This is a genomic window from Nocardioides panacihumi (assembly GCF_039530925.1).
GTDB lineage: Bacteria > Actinomycetota > Actinomycetes > Propionibacteriales > Nocardioidaceae > Nocardioides > Nocardioides panacihumi.
Genome location: NZ_BAAAPB010000001.1, coordinates 783,341 through 797,330 on the forward strand (window position 1 = coordinate 783,341; position 13,990 = coordinate 797,330).

Below are 13,990 nucleotides of genomic sequence, written 5' to 3' on the forward strand. Positions count from 1 at the left end.
GCGATGTCCGGACCGCGCCCGGGAGTTCCGCTGCCTGGTCGGGTCTCCTCACCGCCGTCTGGTGAAGCGGACGTCGCCGTTGGGGAGTCGGTCGGCGGCGAACCGGGGGTCGTGGACGCGGTGGTGGTGGCTGCACAGGAGCAGTCCATTGGCGAGGTCGGTCCTCCCGCCGTGGCTCCAGGGGATCCGGTGGTGGGCCTCGGCCCAGGTGCCGGGGATGTCGCAGCTCTGCGCCCGGCAGGTGCGGTCGCGGACCACCAGGGCCTTGTGCTGGGCCGGGGTGAACAGGCGCTGCTCACGACCCAGGTCGAGGATCTCCCCGCTGCCACCGAGCACGGCCGGGACGATCCCGGCGGTGCAGGCCAGCCGCCGGACCTCGGTCGCCGACACCGCCTCCCCGCCGATCAGGTCACCCACACCCAGCTCCTGCTGGAGGGACTGCAGCGGGATCGTCACGATGACGGTGGTGGCCCGCCCGCCGTGCCGCGGCAGCAGCTTGGGGTCGACCCGCTCCAGGAACGTGCAGAACGCGGTCCCCAGGATCCGGGGATAGGGCCCCTCCCCACGGGTGGCTCCCTGCCGGGGGCTGGTGAAGGCGTCCAGGTAGGTCTTCAGCCGCAGCGCCGCCGCGTCGGGCACCACCGCGCTGATCCGGGTGGTGCCATCCCCGTCCGGCCGGAACGTCAGCCGCGTCCTCCTCGACGCGGAGGCCTCCTCGGCCTCCAGCCGGCGGGCCAGGGTCTGCTCGGCGATGTCGGGGGCGGCAGTGTCCAAGATCCGCTCCCCCAGCCGACGCAGATCCCGCGGCGTGTGCCGCCCGGCCAGGTCGACCAGCGCAGCCTCGGCATCGGCCAGCACGGACGGGTCGAGATCGCCCGGCAGTCGGTCAAGCGCCTGGGCGATCACGTGTGCCTGCTCGGCATGGACGCGTCCCTCGGCCATCGCGACCCGCACCACCTCATAGCGCCGGTCCAACGCCTCCGCCAACCGAGCATCAGCACGCGCGGTCCGGATGTCACGACGGGTGTGCGCGACCAACCACGCCGCCACATCACGGGCCGCGTCGGTCTGGGCCACCCCAGCCGCAGCCGAGATCAGCCGCAGCTCGAGCTCGTCGAGCCGTGCCCGGGCCGCAGCCAGCCCGACCAACGCCAACCGCTGCACATCGGGCTCCATGAACCCCGGGTTCACACCCGCCACATCCCTCAGTGCACCCTCCACCACAGCCAACGCCCCGAGCACCGGGTGTGCGGCAGATGCGGGTGCGGACATGAGCGAGACTCCTGAGAGATCCAATGCGTTGGGTTCACTCTAGAAGTCGTCGCCGACACTCCCGCGGATCCCGGGTACGGCTGTGCACAACCCCGCACGAGCCGATCCTGTGGACGGCAACCGGCCCGCACGTTGCGTACTTTTGCGAAATGGGCACTAGCGATACCAAGCCGATCAGAGATCCTTGGTCCCGTGAGGATCCTTCGCATGAGACGGCGAGATCACGACATGGCCGCGGAGGTCAGGAGGCTTCGGGAACGGCTGCACGTCATCGAGGCGATCGACGCCGCGATGCACGATCCGCACCGGGTGCTCGACGTGCTCACGGCCGCCGCGGACATCGAGTCCGGCATCGTCGCGCTCCAAGAGGAGTTCGGCTGGTCGAGAGTCCAGGCCACGGCCGCGACTGACGTCCAGTTCAGACGTGCGGTCGGGATCGAACGCGCTCGGATCCACGAACAGGTCGCCGAGGTCAGGACCCTTCTCGCCAGGTCGACCAACCAGCTCCGGACCGAGCAGGCTGGACTCAGCGTGCCGGAACGACCCGCCCCCGCGCCTCGCCGAACCCGATCCGAGCCCCGTCGACGCCCGGGGCGACAGCCCGGATGACGACCTCGTCGCCGTCCTCCAGGAACGTGCTGGACCGACCGGCGACCATGACCGGCTCCGCGCCGCCCCACGTGAGCTCGATGAAGGCACCCCGCTGGTCGCGCGCCGGGCCCGAGACCGTGCCGGATGCGAACAGGTCGCCGGTCCGTGTCGGGGCACCGTTGACGGTGAGGTGGGCGAGCATCTGGGCGGGCGACCAGTACATCGCGGCGTACGGCGGCCGGCTGACGACCTCGCCGTTCCACTCGACCTCGAGCGCGATGTCGAGTCCCCACGGCTGCGTCATCGCCAGGTAGGGAAGCACCGCCGGCTCCTGGGCAGGCGTCGCGACACGCGCCGCGTCCAGAGCGAGCAGCGGGACCACCCACGGCGACACCGTCGACGCGAAGGACTTGCCGAGGTTGGGGCCGAGCGGGACGTACTCCCAGGCCTGGATGTCCCGCGCCGACCAGTCGTTGAAGAGCACGACGCCGAAGACGTGCCGATCGACCTCGGGAGCCGGGATCGGGGTGCCCATCGGGTTGCCGGTGCCGACCACGAAGCCGACCTCGGCCTCGATGTCGAGGCGGGTGGAGGGCCCGAAGACCGGAGCCGCCGCGCCCGGGGGCAGACGCTGGCCCGACGGCCTGACGATGTCGGTGCCGGAGACGACGACGGAGGCCGATCGGCCGTGGTAGCCGACGGGCAGGTGCTTCCAGTTCGGCATCAGCGGGTCGGGGTTGTCGGGACGGAAGAGCCGGCCGAGGTTCGACGCGTGGTGCTCCGAGGCGTAGAAGTCGACGTAGTCGGCGACCTCGAACGGCAGGTGCAGGGTGACGTCGGCGACCGGATGCACGGCCCGCTCCGGCACGTCGCCGACCACGGCGGACGCGATGCGCGAGCGCACCTCGACCCAGCGGTCGTGGCCCTGCGCCATGAACGGGTTCAGCGACGGCGCCTCGAACACGGGGTCGTCGAGCAGCAGCGCGAGGTCGACGACGTGGTCGCCGTACCGCGTGGCGACACGCGGCGCCGAGCCCGGCACCGAGTAGACGCCGTACGGCAGGTTGGCGACCCCGAAGAGGGAGTCGGCGTCGATCGCGAGCCGCGTCACGCGGGCACCTTCGGCAGGAGGCCCAGCGCCGCGAGCTCGGCCACCGGCTCGGCGATGCTGCACGTGCCGAACGACCGGAACCACTCGCGCACCGACCCGTCCACCTCTCGTACGCCGGCCACGACCCGCTCGGGGTCGCGCTCGGCCAGCAGCTGAGCCACGTCGCGCGCCTGCTCGCCGGCGCGAGCCGCGGCCGTGCCTGCGAGCAGGTTGAGGAAGCCGTGCTGCTCGAAGCCGGTGCCCGGATCGGTGTTGCGCACGGCGTGGTGCAACCCGGCCGTCGCCTTGAACGGAACCCCGGCCCGGACCGCCGCGACGACCGCCGAGGCGAGCTCCTCCTCACGGGGGAACGCGTCGGCGGTCAGCCCGCCGGTGCGCAGCTTGGCGAAGAGCCCGGCCCGGGCGAGGCCGGCGAGCAGCGGCTCACGGCGCTCGTCACGGGGCAGCTCGACGAAGACCCTCACGTCCGATGCCTGTCCGGCGAGCCCGATCGCCTCGTCGGCCGTCATGTCTTCGGAGAGGGTCACCTCCACGGCGACCACGCGGACCGCCGTCAGGGCGTCCGCGGCCGCGAGCGCCTCCGCGAGCGCGGACACCGGCGTCGTCACGGCGACGGCCAGTGAGCCGGGCGGCAGCGCAGCCACGACCGGCGCCAGGTCACCGAGAGCACCGGCACCGACGACGAGCGGACCGACGAGGGCGCCGTGCTCGGCGCGCCGGTGCGCCAGGTGCTCGGGCACCGCCCGGTCGAGCGGCAGGTCGCCGGGCGGGAAGACGGCGGCGTCGTCGAGCAGCCGTGCGAAGAGGCTCATCCGTCGGTCGCCCCGGTCTCTCCGCGGTCGCCGCGCGCCCACGAATAGGCGTACAGGCCGTCGTCCGCCTCCGCAGCCGCCTCGCCGAGCTCGAGCGGACGGAACGTGTCGACCATGACGGCGAGCTCGTCGAAGAACTCGGCGCCGATCGACCGCTCGTAGGCCCCGGGCTGCGGGCCGTGCGGGTGGCCGCCCGGGTGCAGGCTGATCGAGCCCTGCCCGATCCCGGAGCCCTTGCGGGCCTCGTAGTCGCCGCCGCAGTAGAACATCACCTCGTCGGAGTCGACGTTCGAGTGGTAGTACGGCACCGGGATCGACAGCGGGTGGTAGTCGACCTTGCGCGGGACGAAGTTGCAGATCACGAAGTTGTTGCCCTCGAAGACCTGGTGCGCCGGCGGCGGCTGGTGCACCCGGCCCGTGATCGGCTCGAAGTCACGGACGTTGAAGGCGTACGGGTAGAGGCAGCCGTCCCAGCCGACGACGTCGAACGGGTGGTGCGGGAGCGTGTGGACCGTGCCGGCGATGCCACCCGGGCCGGGTCCGCGGTGCTTGATGAAGACCTCGACGTCGGACCCCTCGACCACCCGCGGCTCGCTCGGCGGGCGCAGGTCGCGCTCGCAGAACGGCGCGTGCTCGAGGAACTGCCCGAACCGGGAGAGGTAGCGCTTCGCCGGGGCGATGTGCGAGTTGGCCTCGACTGCGTAGATGCGCACGCTGCCGACCGGGACGATCCGGTACGTCGTCGCGCGCGGCACGATCGCATAGTCGCCCTCGCCCACCGGCAGGTCGCCGAAGACGGTCTCCAGCACGGCGTCGCCGGACTCGATGTAGAGGCACTCGTCACCGATGCCGTTGCGGTAGTACGGGCTGGCGGTGTCGGCGACGACGTACGAGATCCGCACGTCGGCGTTGCCGAGCAGCAGGCGGCGTCCCGTGACGCCGTCGACCCCGGCGGCACCCTCCTCGAACAGCTTGTGCGTCGCGAGGTGCCGAGGCGTCAGCGGGTGGTTGGGGACCAGGGTCTGGTCGGGGAGCTCCCAGGTGCGGTACTCGACGATCGAGGAGGGGATGTTGACGTGGTAGAGCAGGGCGGAGTCCGACGAGAACCCCTCCTCCCCCATCAGCTCCTCGTAGTAGAGGCGACCCTCGGGTGAGCGGTGCTGGGTGTGGCGCTTGGGCGGGACGTGCCCCGCCGAGCGGTAGTAGGCCATCTGCGTGCCTCCTCGGGCTCAGAAGTTGCCCCGGCGCTCCTGCTCGCGCTCGATGGCCTCGAAGAGCGCCTTGAAGTTGCCCTTCCCGAAGCCCAGCGAGCCGTGCCGCTCGATGAACTCGAAGAACACCGTAGGACGATCGCCGACCGGCTTGGTGAAGATCTGCAGGAGATAGCCGTCCTCGTCGCGGTCGACGAGGATGCCGCGCTTCTGCAGCTCCTCGATCGGCACCCGGACCTCGCCGATGCGGGCGCGCAGCTCCGGGTCCTCGTAGTAGGAGTCGGGGGTGTTGAGGAACTCCACGCCCTCGGCGCTCAGCACGTCGACGCACTGCAGGATGTCGTTGGTCGCCAGCGCCAGGTGCTGCGCGCCGGGGCCCTCGTAGAACTCCAGGAACTCGTCGATCTGCGACTTCCGCTTGCCGACCGCCGGCTCGTTGAGCGGGAACTTCACCCGGTGGTTGCCGCTGGCGACCACCTTCGACATCAGTGCGGAGTAGTCGGTCGCGATGTCGTCGCCGATGAACTCGGCCATGTTCGTGAAGCCCATGACGCGGTTGTAGAACGCCACCCACTCGTCCATGTTGCCGAGCTCGACGTTGCCGACGATGTGGTCCAGCGCCTGGAACACGCGCTTCGGCGCGCCGTCACGCTTGCGGAAGCCCGAGGTGCGGGCGACGTAGCCGGGCAGGTACGGGCCGTCGTACCGGCTGCGGTCGACCAGCGTGTGGCGGGTCTCGCCGTACGCCGCGATGGCACCGATCCGCACCGTGCCGTGCTCGTCGGAGATGTCGTGCGGCTCCTCGAGGACGGTCGCGCCCTGGGCGCGGGCGTGCTCGATGCACTTGTCGACGTCCGGCACCTCGAGCGCGATGTCGATGATGCCGTCGCCGTGCCGGGCGTGGTGCCGGGCGATCGGGCTGCTCGAGTTGACGCCGCCCTTGACGACGAACCGGACGCCGCCGCTGCGCAGGACGAACGCGACGTGGTCGCGGTTGCCGGTCTCGGGCCCGGAGTAGGCGACCAGCTCCATGCCGAACGCCGACTGGAAGAAGTGCGAGGTCTGCGTCGCGTTGCCGACCGCCCAGACGGCGGCGTCCCAGCCGTTGACGGGGAAGGGGTCGGTGGCGGCGTCGTGCTCGACCAGCCCGACGAGCTGCTTGAGCGTGTCGAGGTCGAGATCGGCGAGCTTCTCTTCGTTGGTGAGGGTGTCCGCGAGCGTCATGGGCACAGTCAAGTGAGCGCCGCCTGACCACAGCAACCTGCCCATCCGATGCTTGCCAGACTGTCACAACTGTGACCCCCCGACTATCTCGGGCTGCACAGATTGTCTAGTTTGAGCCCATGACATCCTCGGTGGACGAGCTCGACGTCGCGTTGCTCCAGGCGCTCCACGAGCACCCTCGGATCGGTGACCTCGAGCTGTCCCGGATCACCAGGGTCGCGCGCGCGACGGTGCAGAGCCGGCTGCGGCGGCTGGCCGACGCCGGCGTCATCCGCGATTGGGCGCCGACGCTGGACATCGCGGCGTCCGGCTTCCCGGTCCAGGCCATCGTCACGCTGGAGATCGCGCAGGGCGCGCTCGACGACGTCCGCGCCGACCTCGTCGCGATCCCGGAGGTGCTCGAGGCCCACGTCACGACCGGGGCGTTCGACGTCGTGTGCCGGGTGGCGACCGCATCGCACGCGCAGCTCCAGGACGTGCTGGTCCGCATCGACCAGTCGGCGTCGGTCCGGCGGTCGACGAGCGTGGTGGTGCTGTCCGAGCTGATCGCGCCCCGCCATCTGCCTCTTCTTGAGACTCGTGCCACACCCGCGACCCGTGCTCCCGCTTACCGGCAGGAATCGGGGGTTTCCGCTACTTCCGAGTAGCCGCCGAACAGGCGCATAGTCACAACGTGAAGACCGCGACAGCCTCCTCCAACTCGATCACGATGCGCCTCTACACCGCGCCCGACCACGGCGTCGTCGGCGCCGTCGCGACCGCACTCTCTGGCGCGGGCGGCGTCGTGACCGCGATCGACGTCACGGACTCCAGCCACGACCGGCTCGTCGTCGACGTCACCTGCTCGGCCGCCGACGGCGACCACGCGATCGAGCTCGAGAAGGTCGTCGCGGAGGTCCCCGGCGTGACGGTGCACAAGGTCTCCGACCGGACCTTCCTGCTCCACCTCGGCGGCAAGATCGAGATCTCCTCGAAGGTGCCGCTGAAGACCCGTGACGACCTCTCGCTGGCCTACACGCCCGGCGTCGGCCGCGTCTCCCGCGCGCTCGCCGAGCACCCCGAGGACGTCTCCCGCCTGACGATCAAGGGCAATGCCGTGGCCGTGGTGACCGACGGGTCCGCCGTGCTCGGTCTCGGCAACATCGGCCCCGGCGCCGCGCTCCCGGTCATGGAGGGCAAGGCCGCGCTGTTCAAGCGCTTCGGCGGCATCGACGCCTGGCCGATCTGCCTCGACACCCAGGACACCGACGAGATCGTGCGCGCGGTCGAGCTGATCGCGCCCGGCTTCGGCGGCATCAACCTCGAGGACATCGCCGCGCCTCGCTGCTTCGAGATCGAGGCCCGGCTACGCGAGCGCCTCGACATCCCGGTCTTCCACGACGACCAGCACGGCACCGCGATCGTCGTGCTGGCGGGTCTCACCAACGCGCTGCGCGTCGTCGGCAAGTCGGTCGACTCGATCAAGGTCGTCGTGTCGGGCGGTGGCGCCGCCGGCACGGCGATCGTGCGCCTCCTCCTCGCCGCCGGTGTGGCCGACGTGGTCGTCTACGACCGCAACGGATGCCTCGTCGCCGGCGACTCGACACTCTCCGAGGCGCACGCCGCACTCGCCGCGGACACCAACCCGCGCCGCGTGACCGGCGACCTGCGGGCGGCTCTGCAGGGCGCCGACGTCTTCATCGGCGTCTCCGCCCCCGGTGTCCTCGACGCCGAGTGGATCCCGGAGATGGCGGAGAAGCCGATCGTGTTCGCGATGGCCAACCCCGACCCGGAGGTCGACCCGGCCGCAGCCGCGAAGTACGCCGCCGTCGTCGCCTCGGGCCGCTCCGACTTCCCCAACCAGATCAACAACGTGCTGGCCTTCCCGGGCGTCTTCCGCGGGCTGCTCGACGCCCGCGCCAAGCAGGTCACCACCGAGATGATGCTGCGGGCCGCGCAGGCGATCGCGCTGGTCGTGAGCGACGACGAGCTCAACCCGAGCTTCATCATCCCGTCGGTGTTCCACCACGACGTGCACACCGCCGTGGCCGCGGCGATCGCCGGCCACTGAGGTCGGACCCCGTCGCGCGGGACGTCATACGGGTCGGTCGCTCCGGCCACCGACCCGTATGACGTCAGGCCATCCGGTCCACGACGTACTCCGCGATCGCGAGGCTCGACGTCGCCGCCGGTGAGGGCGCATTGCGGACGCTGGTGACCCGGTCGACCCGATCGATCACGAAGTCGTCGACCAGCGAGCCGTCGGCGGCCAGCGCCTGAGCCCGCAGCCCCATCCCCGCGCGTACGACGTCCGCGGCCCCGATCTCGGGCACGTAGCGCTGGGCCGCTCTCATGTACGCCCGCTTCGACAGCACCCCGCGCAGCTCGGTGGCGCCGGTGCGCCAGTGCTCGCCGGCGAAACGCCAGAATCCGCCCCACCCGAGGGTGGCCGCCGTGTCGCGCGCCGACAGCGACCCGCGGCCGTAGCGGTCCCGGCTGAGAGCGAGGAACGCGTTCGGCCCGACCTCCAGGGTGCCGTCGACGCGCCGTGTGAAGTGCACGCCCAGGAACGGGTAGCGCGGGTCCGGCACCGGGTAGACCATCCCGCGCACGAGCTCCTGCTTCTGCGGCGCGACCTGCATGTACTCGCCCCGGAACGGCACGATCCGGGGCGCCTTGGAGCCACCGACGAGCCGCGCCAGCCGGTCCGACTGCAGCCCACCGCACACCACCAGGTGGTCGACGACGTGCCGCTCGCCGGCCGTGACGGCCACGCCGCCGGGCACTCGGTCGATGGCTGTCACCTCGGCCCCGAGCCGGACGTCGCCGCCCGCCCCCACGATCTCGCGCGCGAACGCCTGCGCGACCGCGACGTAGTCGACGATGCCGGTGGCGGGCGAGTGCAGGGCCGCGATGCCGAACGCGTGCGGCTCGACCTCGGTGATCTCGGCGCCCTGCAGCCGCCGCAGGCCGGGTACGCCGTTCTCACGAGCGGTCTTCTCGAGCGCGTCGAACCGCTCCAGCTCGGAGGGGTCGACGGCGACGACGAGCTTGCCGCAGCGTCGGTACGGGATGGCCTGCTGGTCGACGTACTCCTCGAGCAGGGCGCGCCCGCGCGTGCACAGCTGCGCCTTGAGGCTGCCGGGCCGGTAGTAGATGCCCGCATGCACGACGCCGGAGTTGTGGCCGGTCTGGTGGGCGGCGAGCCGGTCCTCCTTCTCCAGGACGACGACCCGGGTCCCCGGGCGGCGGCGCACGATCTCGCGGCCGACGGCGAGCCCTACGATGCCGCCTCCGACGATCCCCACCGTCTCCCCCATGGGCCGTGACGCTAGCGCCGTGGGCTCGCCCGCGCGATCAGGAGCGGGCGCGGATCACCAAGATCGGTGGTCACTCCACCGGCCGGCGCAGGCCCGAGGCGAGCAGCGCCACGAGCGTGCCCACGACCACGTAGCCGGCGATCAGCCAGAGGTGCGGCGCCGCACCGTGGCCGCCGAAGTAGACGATCTCGCGCAGGGCGGTCGTGCCGGCGCCGTTGGGGAGCGCCTGACCGACGCCTCGCCACAGGCCCGGGAGCAGCTCGGACTGGTAGGCGCCACCGGCGCTCGGGTTGCCGAGCACGACGAAGAGCAGCACGGTCAGCCCGATGCCGATCGTCCCGAACAGCACCTGCAGCGCCATGGTCACCGTCGCGCTCGCGAGCACCAGGAGCATCCCGACCCCGGCGATCGCCCAGAAGTGCCCGGTCAGCGCTCCGAGCCCCTGGTCGACGACGAGCGCGCCAGACAGACCCGACACGACGGCGTACGGCACCATCGCGCCGAGGCGGATCACGGCCCGGCGGCGGTTGGCAGGCCGAGCACCCTTCGCGACGCCGAGCAGCGAGGCGACCAGGTAGCCGCCGACCAGCCAGCCGATGGCGAGGTAGAAGCCGGTCAGGCCGCGGGCGTCGCCGTCCTGCAGCGGTACGACGTCGGTCGTGGTGATCGTCCGACCCTGCTGCGCGTCCACCCGCTGCGCGATCTGCTCGACGGCGGTCGTCAGCGTCGCGCCGCGGGCCGTGGCCACCAGCAGCGTGTCCTCCGTGCCGGTGGGGTCGACGACGATCGCCGCGGCCAGGGTGCCGTCGGCGAGGCGGTCGCGTGCGGCCGCCTCGTCGGCGACCACCTCGGCGGACAGCGGGCGCCCGTCGAGGCCGTTGAGCTTCTGCGCCACCGTGGGCGCCTGGCCCGCCGGCGCGACGACGCCGACCGCGATGTCGTGCGGTGTCGGATGGTGGAAGGCGCCCACGTAGGAGGCGATGAAGGCGACCTGGACGAGGAGGACGCCGAGGACCAGCAGGACGGTGCGCGGCGCGATCGCGTCTCGCAGCTCCTGGGCGAACGTGGGACGAGCGGACATTGGTGACTCCATTACGCTACTGTTGGTATCGTTAATAGCGACGGTATCGCCCGGGACATTCCCGGGACCAGCCACGGAGGGCATGACATGGAGCACAGGCCCGGGCGCCCGCGTCGGCCGGACGTCGACGCCGCCGTACGCGCGGCCACGGTCCGCCTGGTCGCCCAGCGCGGGTACGACGGCACGACGCTCGACCACATCGCCCGGGAGGCAGGGGTCGCGAAGACGACCGTCTACCGGCGCTGGGACTCCAAGGCCGACCTCGTGCTCGACGCCCTGGTCGACGTGCTGGGCGAGCCGCCGCTCCCGACCGGCGGCGGAGAGCTCCGCGAGACCGTCGGCTGGCTGGCCGCGCGGATCGGGGACCCGGCCGTCCACCAGCTCCTCGTCGGCCTGGTCGGCGAGGCCGTGGCCGACCCGGCTGTGCGTGCGGCCCTGCGCCAGCGGATCCGGCAGCCGTTCGAGGACCGGCTCGTTGCCGCCTGGGGAGCCGGGGCGGCCGACGTCGACCTCGCCTTCGACGTCGTCGTCGGCTCGCTGCTCCACCACGCCGCGCTCGCCGGGAGCATCGACACGCGGGTGGTGGACACGGTCACCGAGGTCGCCGTACGGCTCCTCTCCGGCGAGGCGTGAGGGGAGACCGGGAGGCCGCGTCCTCCATACTCGACGCATGCTGATCGCTGCGCTGGTGCTGGCCGGGCTCGCCGCCCTGGTGCACGTCTACATCTTCGTGCTGGAGTCGCTCCGCTGGGAGGAGCCGAGCACGCGCGCGGTCTTCGGCACCACCGCGGAGACCGCGGCGATCACCCGGCCTCTGGCCTACAACCAGGGGTTCTACAACCTGTTCCTCGCGGTCGGCACCGCGGTCGGCATCGTCCTCGCGGGGGCGAACCGCGACGCGTCAGTGGCCCTCGTCGCGATGGGCACCGGCTCGATGCTGGCCGCCGCACTCGTGCTCGTCACCAGCGACCGCTCCAAGGCCCGCGCGGCCGCTGTCCAGGGCCTCCTTCCGCTGCTGGCGCTGCTCGCGCTCGCCGTCGACGCCCTCTGAGCTGACCCGGGTGGCCGGCTGGATCGAGTTCGGCGCGGGTCTGCTGACCGTCGCGCTCCTCACCTTCGGCCTCACCCGCTGGGCCGGGGTCGGGGTCGGCTGGCTGCCGCTCGTCGCGCTGGCCCGCGCTGCCGTCCAGCTCGCGGTGGTCGCCGCACTGCTGCGCGGCGTCCTCAGCGCACCTGCGTCGGTGGTCGCGTTCCTGGCGCTCATGCTGACGACCGCCTCGTGGACGGCCGGCCGCCGCACCCGCGGGCTCTGGCACGGGCGCCGCATCGCCGTCGTCGGGGTGCTCACGGGGTCCGCGGTCGCCGTCGGCGTCGTCCTCGTGCTGCGGCTGGCCCAGACGGACGTGCGCCACCTCGTCGCGATCTCGGGCATCGTGATCGGCGGCGCGATGAGCGCGGCGACACTGGCCGGCCGACACTTCCTCCACTCCTCGGCACTGCGGCGCGACGAGGTGGAGGGCTGGCTCGCGCTCGGTGCGACCAGCCCGCAGGCGCACCTCGACATCGGCCGGGTGGCCGTCCACGAGTCCGTGCTGCCCAACCTCGACCAGACCAAGTCCACCGGCCTGGTCACGCTGCCGGGGGCGTTCGTCGGCGCGCTGTTCGGAGGGGCGAGCCCCGTCGACGCGGCCCGCTTCCAGCTCGTCGTCCTGGCCGCGCTCGGGCTCGCGATGACCGTGACGGCCGTCATCGTCACGAGGCTGGCGGCACGGACGCCGTACGTCGTCGCCGAACGCGCTCCCTGAGCACCCTCCGTCGGCCCGCTGCGAGTTGCGTCACAACGATCCGTTTCGTGAGACAGATCGCAGAGGGTTGTGGGACCTCCAAGTTAGGCTTGCCTTTGCGCCTTTTGGAGGATATTTCACATGCGACCCATCCGTGTGGCGATCGTCGGTGCCGGACCCGCCGGCATCTACGCCGCCGACATCCTGACCCGCGAGCACGAGCAGGCTCACGTCGACGTGATCGAACGCCTGCCCGCGCCCTACGGGCTGGTTCGCTACGGCGTCGCGCCCGACCACCCGCGCATCAAGGAGATCATCAAGGCCCTGCGCCGGGTGCTCGACAACGAGCGGATCCGCTTCTTCGGCAACGTCGACTTCGGCACCGATCTCAAGCTCGACGACCTGCGCCGCTACTACGACGCCGTGATCTTCTCGACCGGCGCGATGGCGGACCGGCAGCTCGACATCCCCGGCATCGACCTCCCGCAGAGCCACGGCGCCGCCGACTTCGTGTCGTGGTACGCCGGCCACCCCGACGTACCGCGCGAGTGGCCGCTGGAGGCCGAGTCGGTCGCCGTCCTCGGCGCCGGCAACGTCGCCCTCGACGTCGCGCGGATGCTGGCCAAGCCGGCCGACGAGCAGCTGACGACCGAGGTCGCCGACAACGTCTACGAGGGCCTCAAGGCCAACAAGGCCAAGCAGGTCCACGTCTTCGCCCGCCGCGGCCCGGCGCACATCAAGTTCTCCCCGATGGAGCTGCGTGAGCTGTCGCACTCCCCGTCGGTCGACGTCTTCGTCACCGAGGAGGGCTTCGAGATCGACGACGCCGGCCAGGCCGAGATCTCGGCGCACAAGGGCACCAAGCTGGTCGTGGACACGCTGCTCAAGTACCTCGAGGCGGAGCCCACCGGCGCCCCGCACCAGATCCACATCCACATGATGCAGAACCCGGTCGAGATCCTCGGCGAGGACGGTCGCATCGTGGCGATCCGGACCGAGCGCACCGAGTACAACGGCGACGGCACCGTGCGCGGCACCGGCGAGTACGTCGAGACGCCCGTGCAGTCCGTCTACCGTGCGGTCGGCTACCTGTCGACGGCACTGCCCGACGTACCGTTCGACGACGCAGCCGGGGTCATCCCCAACGACGGTGGCCGCGTGCTCGACGACGACGAGCAGCTCCCGGGCGTCTACGTGACCGGCTGGATCAAGCGCGGTCCGGTCGGCCTCATCGGCCACACCAAGTCGGACGCCAAGGAGACGATCGAGCACCTGCTCGCCGACCTGGACCGGCTGCCGACGCCGGAGGTTCCGGGGGCCGACGCGATCGTCGAGCACCTCGAGGCCCGAGGTGTCGAGTTCACGACCGAGGCCGGCTGGGCACTCCTCGACGCCCACGAGCTCTCGCTGGGCGAGGCGGCCGGCCGCGAGCGGATCAAGGTCGTGCCGCGCGACGAGATGATCCGGGTCTCCCGCGCCTGACCGCGAGTCGGCGCAACCTCGCACTCCAGAACCGCCGAGTCGGCGCATCCTCGCACTCCAGAACCGCCGAGTCGGCGCATCCTCGCACTCCAGAACCGCCGAGTCGGCGCATCCTCGCACTCC

At 71.6% G+C, this 13,990-nt stretch carries 14 protein-coding genes; 6 read left to right on the forward strand and 8 right to left on the reverse strand.

Annotated elements, in window-relative coordinates:
* Positions 1-48: 48 nt before the first annotated feature.
* The 6 genes from ABD205_RS03760 to hppD all read right to left on the reverse strand — a co-directional run bounded on the left by ABD205_RS03760 (position 49) and on the right by hppD (position 6,221).
* Positions 49-1,272, reverse strand: a complete 1,224-nt coding sequence (locus ABD205_RS03760) for an HNH endonuclease signature motif containing protein (protein WP_344042547.1) — start codon at positions 1,270-1,272, stop codon at positions 49-51.
* 174 nt (positions 1,273-1,446) lie between these two features.
* Complete coding sequence (locus ABD205_RS03765) at positions 1,447-1,728, reverse strand: hypothetical protein (RefSeq protein WP_344042549.1); 282 nt, start codon at positions 1,726-1,728, stop codon at positions 1,447-1,449.
* Positions 1,729-1,798: 70 nt separating this feature from the next.
* Complete coding sequence (gene fahA, locus ABD205_RS03770; RefSeq protein ID WP_344042551.1) at positions 1,799-2,974, reverse strand: fumarylacetoacetase; 1,176 nt, start codon at positions 2,972-2,974, stop codon at positions 1,799-1,801.
* Entirely contained in the window at positions 2,971-3,786 is an 816-nt protein-coding gene (locus tag ABD205_RS03775; protein WP_344042553.1) for a hypothetical protein, read from the reverse strand. The genes fahA and ABD205_RS03775 overlap by 4 nt, the downstream gene beginning before the upstream one ends.
* Positions 3,783-4,997, reverse strand: a complete 1,215-nt coding sequence (locus tag ABD205_RS03780; protein WP_344042555.1) for a homogentisate 1,2-dioxygenase — start codon at positions 4,995-4,997, stop codon at positions 3,783-3,785. Before ABD205_RS03780 ends, ABD205_RS03775 begins: the two co-directional genes overlap by 4 nt.
* A gap of 18 nt (positions 4,998-5,015) precedes the next feature.
* A complete protein-coding gene (hppD, locus tag ABD205_RS03785; protein ID WP_344042557.1) occupies positions 5,016-6,221 on the reverse strand; it encodes a 4-hydroxyphenylpyruvate dioxygenase in 1,206 nt (401 codons plus the stop codon).
* Positions 6,222-6,340: 119 nt separating this feature from the next.
* Here hppD and ABD205_RS03790 point away from each other — a divergent pair, with 119 nt between their 5' ends.
* Together ABD205_RS03790 and ABD205_RS03795 are read left to right on the forward strand one after the other, a co-directional pair.
* Entirely contained in the window at positions 6,341-6,868 is a 528-nt protein-coding gene (locus ABD205_RS03790; RefSeq protein ID WP_344042560.1) for an Lrp/AsnC family transcriptional regulator, read from the forward strand.
* A gap of 26 nt (positions 6,869-6,894) precedes the next feature.
* Positions 6,895-8,271 (forward strand): NAD-dependent malic enzyme, encoded by a 1,377-nt coding sequence (locus ABD205_RS03795; RefSeq protein ID WP_425572774.1) that lies wholly within the window; start codon positions 6,895-6,897, stop codon positions 8,269-8,271.
* 64 nt (positions 8,272-8,335) lie between these two features.
* On the opposite strand, the gene lhgO is transcribed toward ABD205_RS03795, so the two are convergent.
* Both lhgO and ABD205_RS03805 read right to left on the reverse strand, forming a co-directional pair.
* Entirely contained in the window at positions 8,336-9,520 is a 1,185-nt protein-coding gene (gene lhgO / locus ABD205_RS03800) for an L-2-hydroxyglutarate oxidase (protein ID WP_344042562.1), read from the reverse strand.
* A 70-nt stretch (positions 9,521-9,590) separates the two neighbouring features.
* On the reverse strand, positions 9,591-10,601 hold the full coding sequence (locus tag ABD205_RS03805; protein ID WP_344042564.1) for an ABC-2 transporter permease: 1,011 nt from the start codon (positions 10,599-10,601) through the stop codon (positions 9,591-9,593).
* A gap of 87 nt (positions 10,602-10,688) precedes the next feature.
* Between ABD205_RS03805 and ABD205_RS03810 the strand changes: the two genes are divergently transcribed.
* The 4 genes from ABD205_RS03810 (at position 10,689) to ABD205_RS03825 (ending at position 13,867) form a co-directional block, all read left to right on the forward strand.
* Complete coding sequence (locus ABD205_RS03810) at positions 10,689-11,234, forward strand: TetR/AcrR family transcriptional regulator (protein WP_344042566.1); 546 nt, start codon at positions 10,689-10,691, stop codon at positions 11,232-11,234.
* 37 nt (positions 11,235-11,271) lie between these two features.
* On the forward strand, positions 11,272-11,652 hold the full coding sequence (locus tag ABD205_RS03815; protein ID WP_344042568.1) for a DUF1304 domain-containing protein: 381 nt from the start codon (positions 11,272-11,274) through the stop codon (positions 11,650-11,652).
* A 10-nt stretch (positions 11,653-11,662) separates the two neighbouring features.
* Entirely contained in the window at positions 11,663-12,406 is a 744-nt protein-coding gene (locus tag ABD205_RS03820) for an ABC transporter permease (protein ID WP_344042570.1), read from the forward strand.
* Positions 12,407-12,526: 120 nt separating this feature from the next.
* Positions 12,527-13,867, forward strand: coding sequence for an FAD-dependent oxidoreductase (locus ABD205_RS03825; protein ID WP_344042572.1), 1,341 nt, complete (start codon positions 12,527-12,529; stop codon positions 13,865-13,867).
* Positions 13,868-13,990: the final 123 nt, after the last annotated feature.

Excerpts from the sequence above, each read along its gene's own strand:
- ABD205_RS03760 (WP_344042547.1), bottom strand. The coding sequence starts at position 1,272 with ATGTCCGCACCCGCATCTGCCGCACACCCGGTGCTCGGGGCGTTGGCT.
- ABD205_RS03775 (WP_344042553.1), bottom strand. The coding sequence starts at position 3,786 with ATGAGCCTCTTCGCACGGCTGCTCGACGACGCCGCCGTCTTCCCGCCC.
- ABD205_RS03780 (WP_344042555.1), bottom strand. The coding sequence starts at position 4,997 with ATGGCCTACTACCGCTCGGCGGGGCACGTCCCGCCCAAGCGCCACACC.
- hppD (WP_344042557.1), bottom strand. The coding sequence starts at position 6,221 with ATGACGCTCGCGGACACCCTCACCAACGAAGAGAAGCTCGCCGATCTC.
- ABD205_RS03790 (WP_344042560.1), top strand. The coding sequence starts at position 6,341 with ATGACATCCTCGGTGGACGAGCTCGACGTCGCGTTGCTCCAGGCGCTC.
- lhgO (WP_344042562.1), bottom strand. The coding sequence starts at position 9,520 with ATGGGGGAGACGGTGGGGATCGTCGGAGGCGGCATCGTAGGGCTCGCC.
- ABD205_RS03805 (WP_344042564.1), bottom strand. The coding sequence starts at position 10,601 with ATGTCCGCTCGTCCCACGTTCGCCCAGGAGCTGCGAGACGCGATCGCG.
- ABD205_RS03810 (WP_344042566.1), top strand. The coding sequence starts at position 10,689 with ATGGAGCACAGGCCCGGGCGCCCGCGTCGGCCGGACGTCGACGCCGCC.
- ABD205_RS03815 (WP_344042568.1), top strand. The coding sequence starts at position 11,272 with ATGCTGATCGCTGCGCTGGTGCTGGCCGGGCTCGCCGCCCTGGTGCAC.
- ABD205_RS03825 (WP_344042572.1), top strand. The coding sequence starts at position 12,527 with ATGCGACCCATCCGTGTGGCGATCGTCGGTGCCGGACCCGCCGGCATC.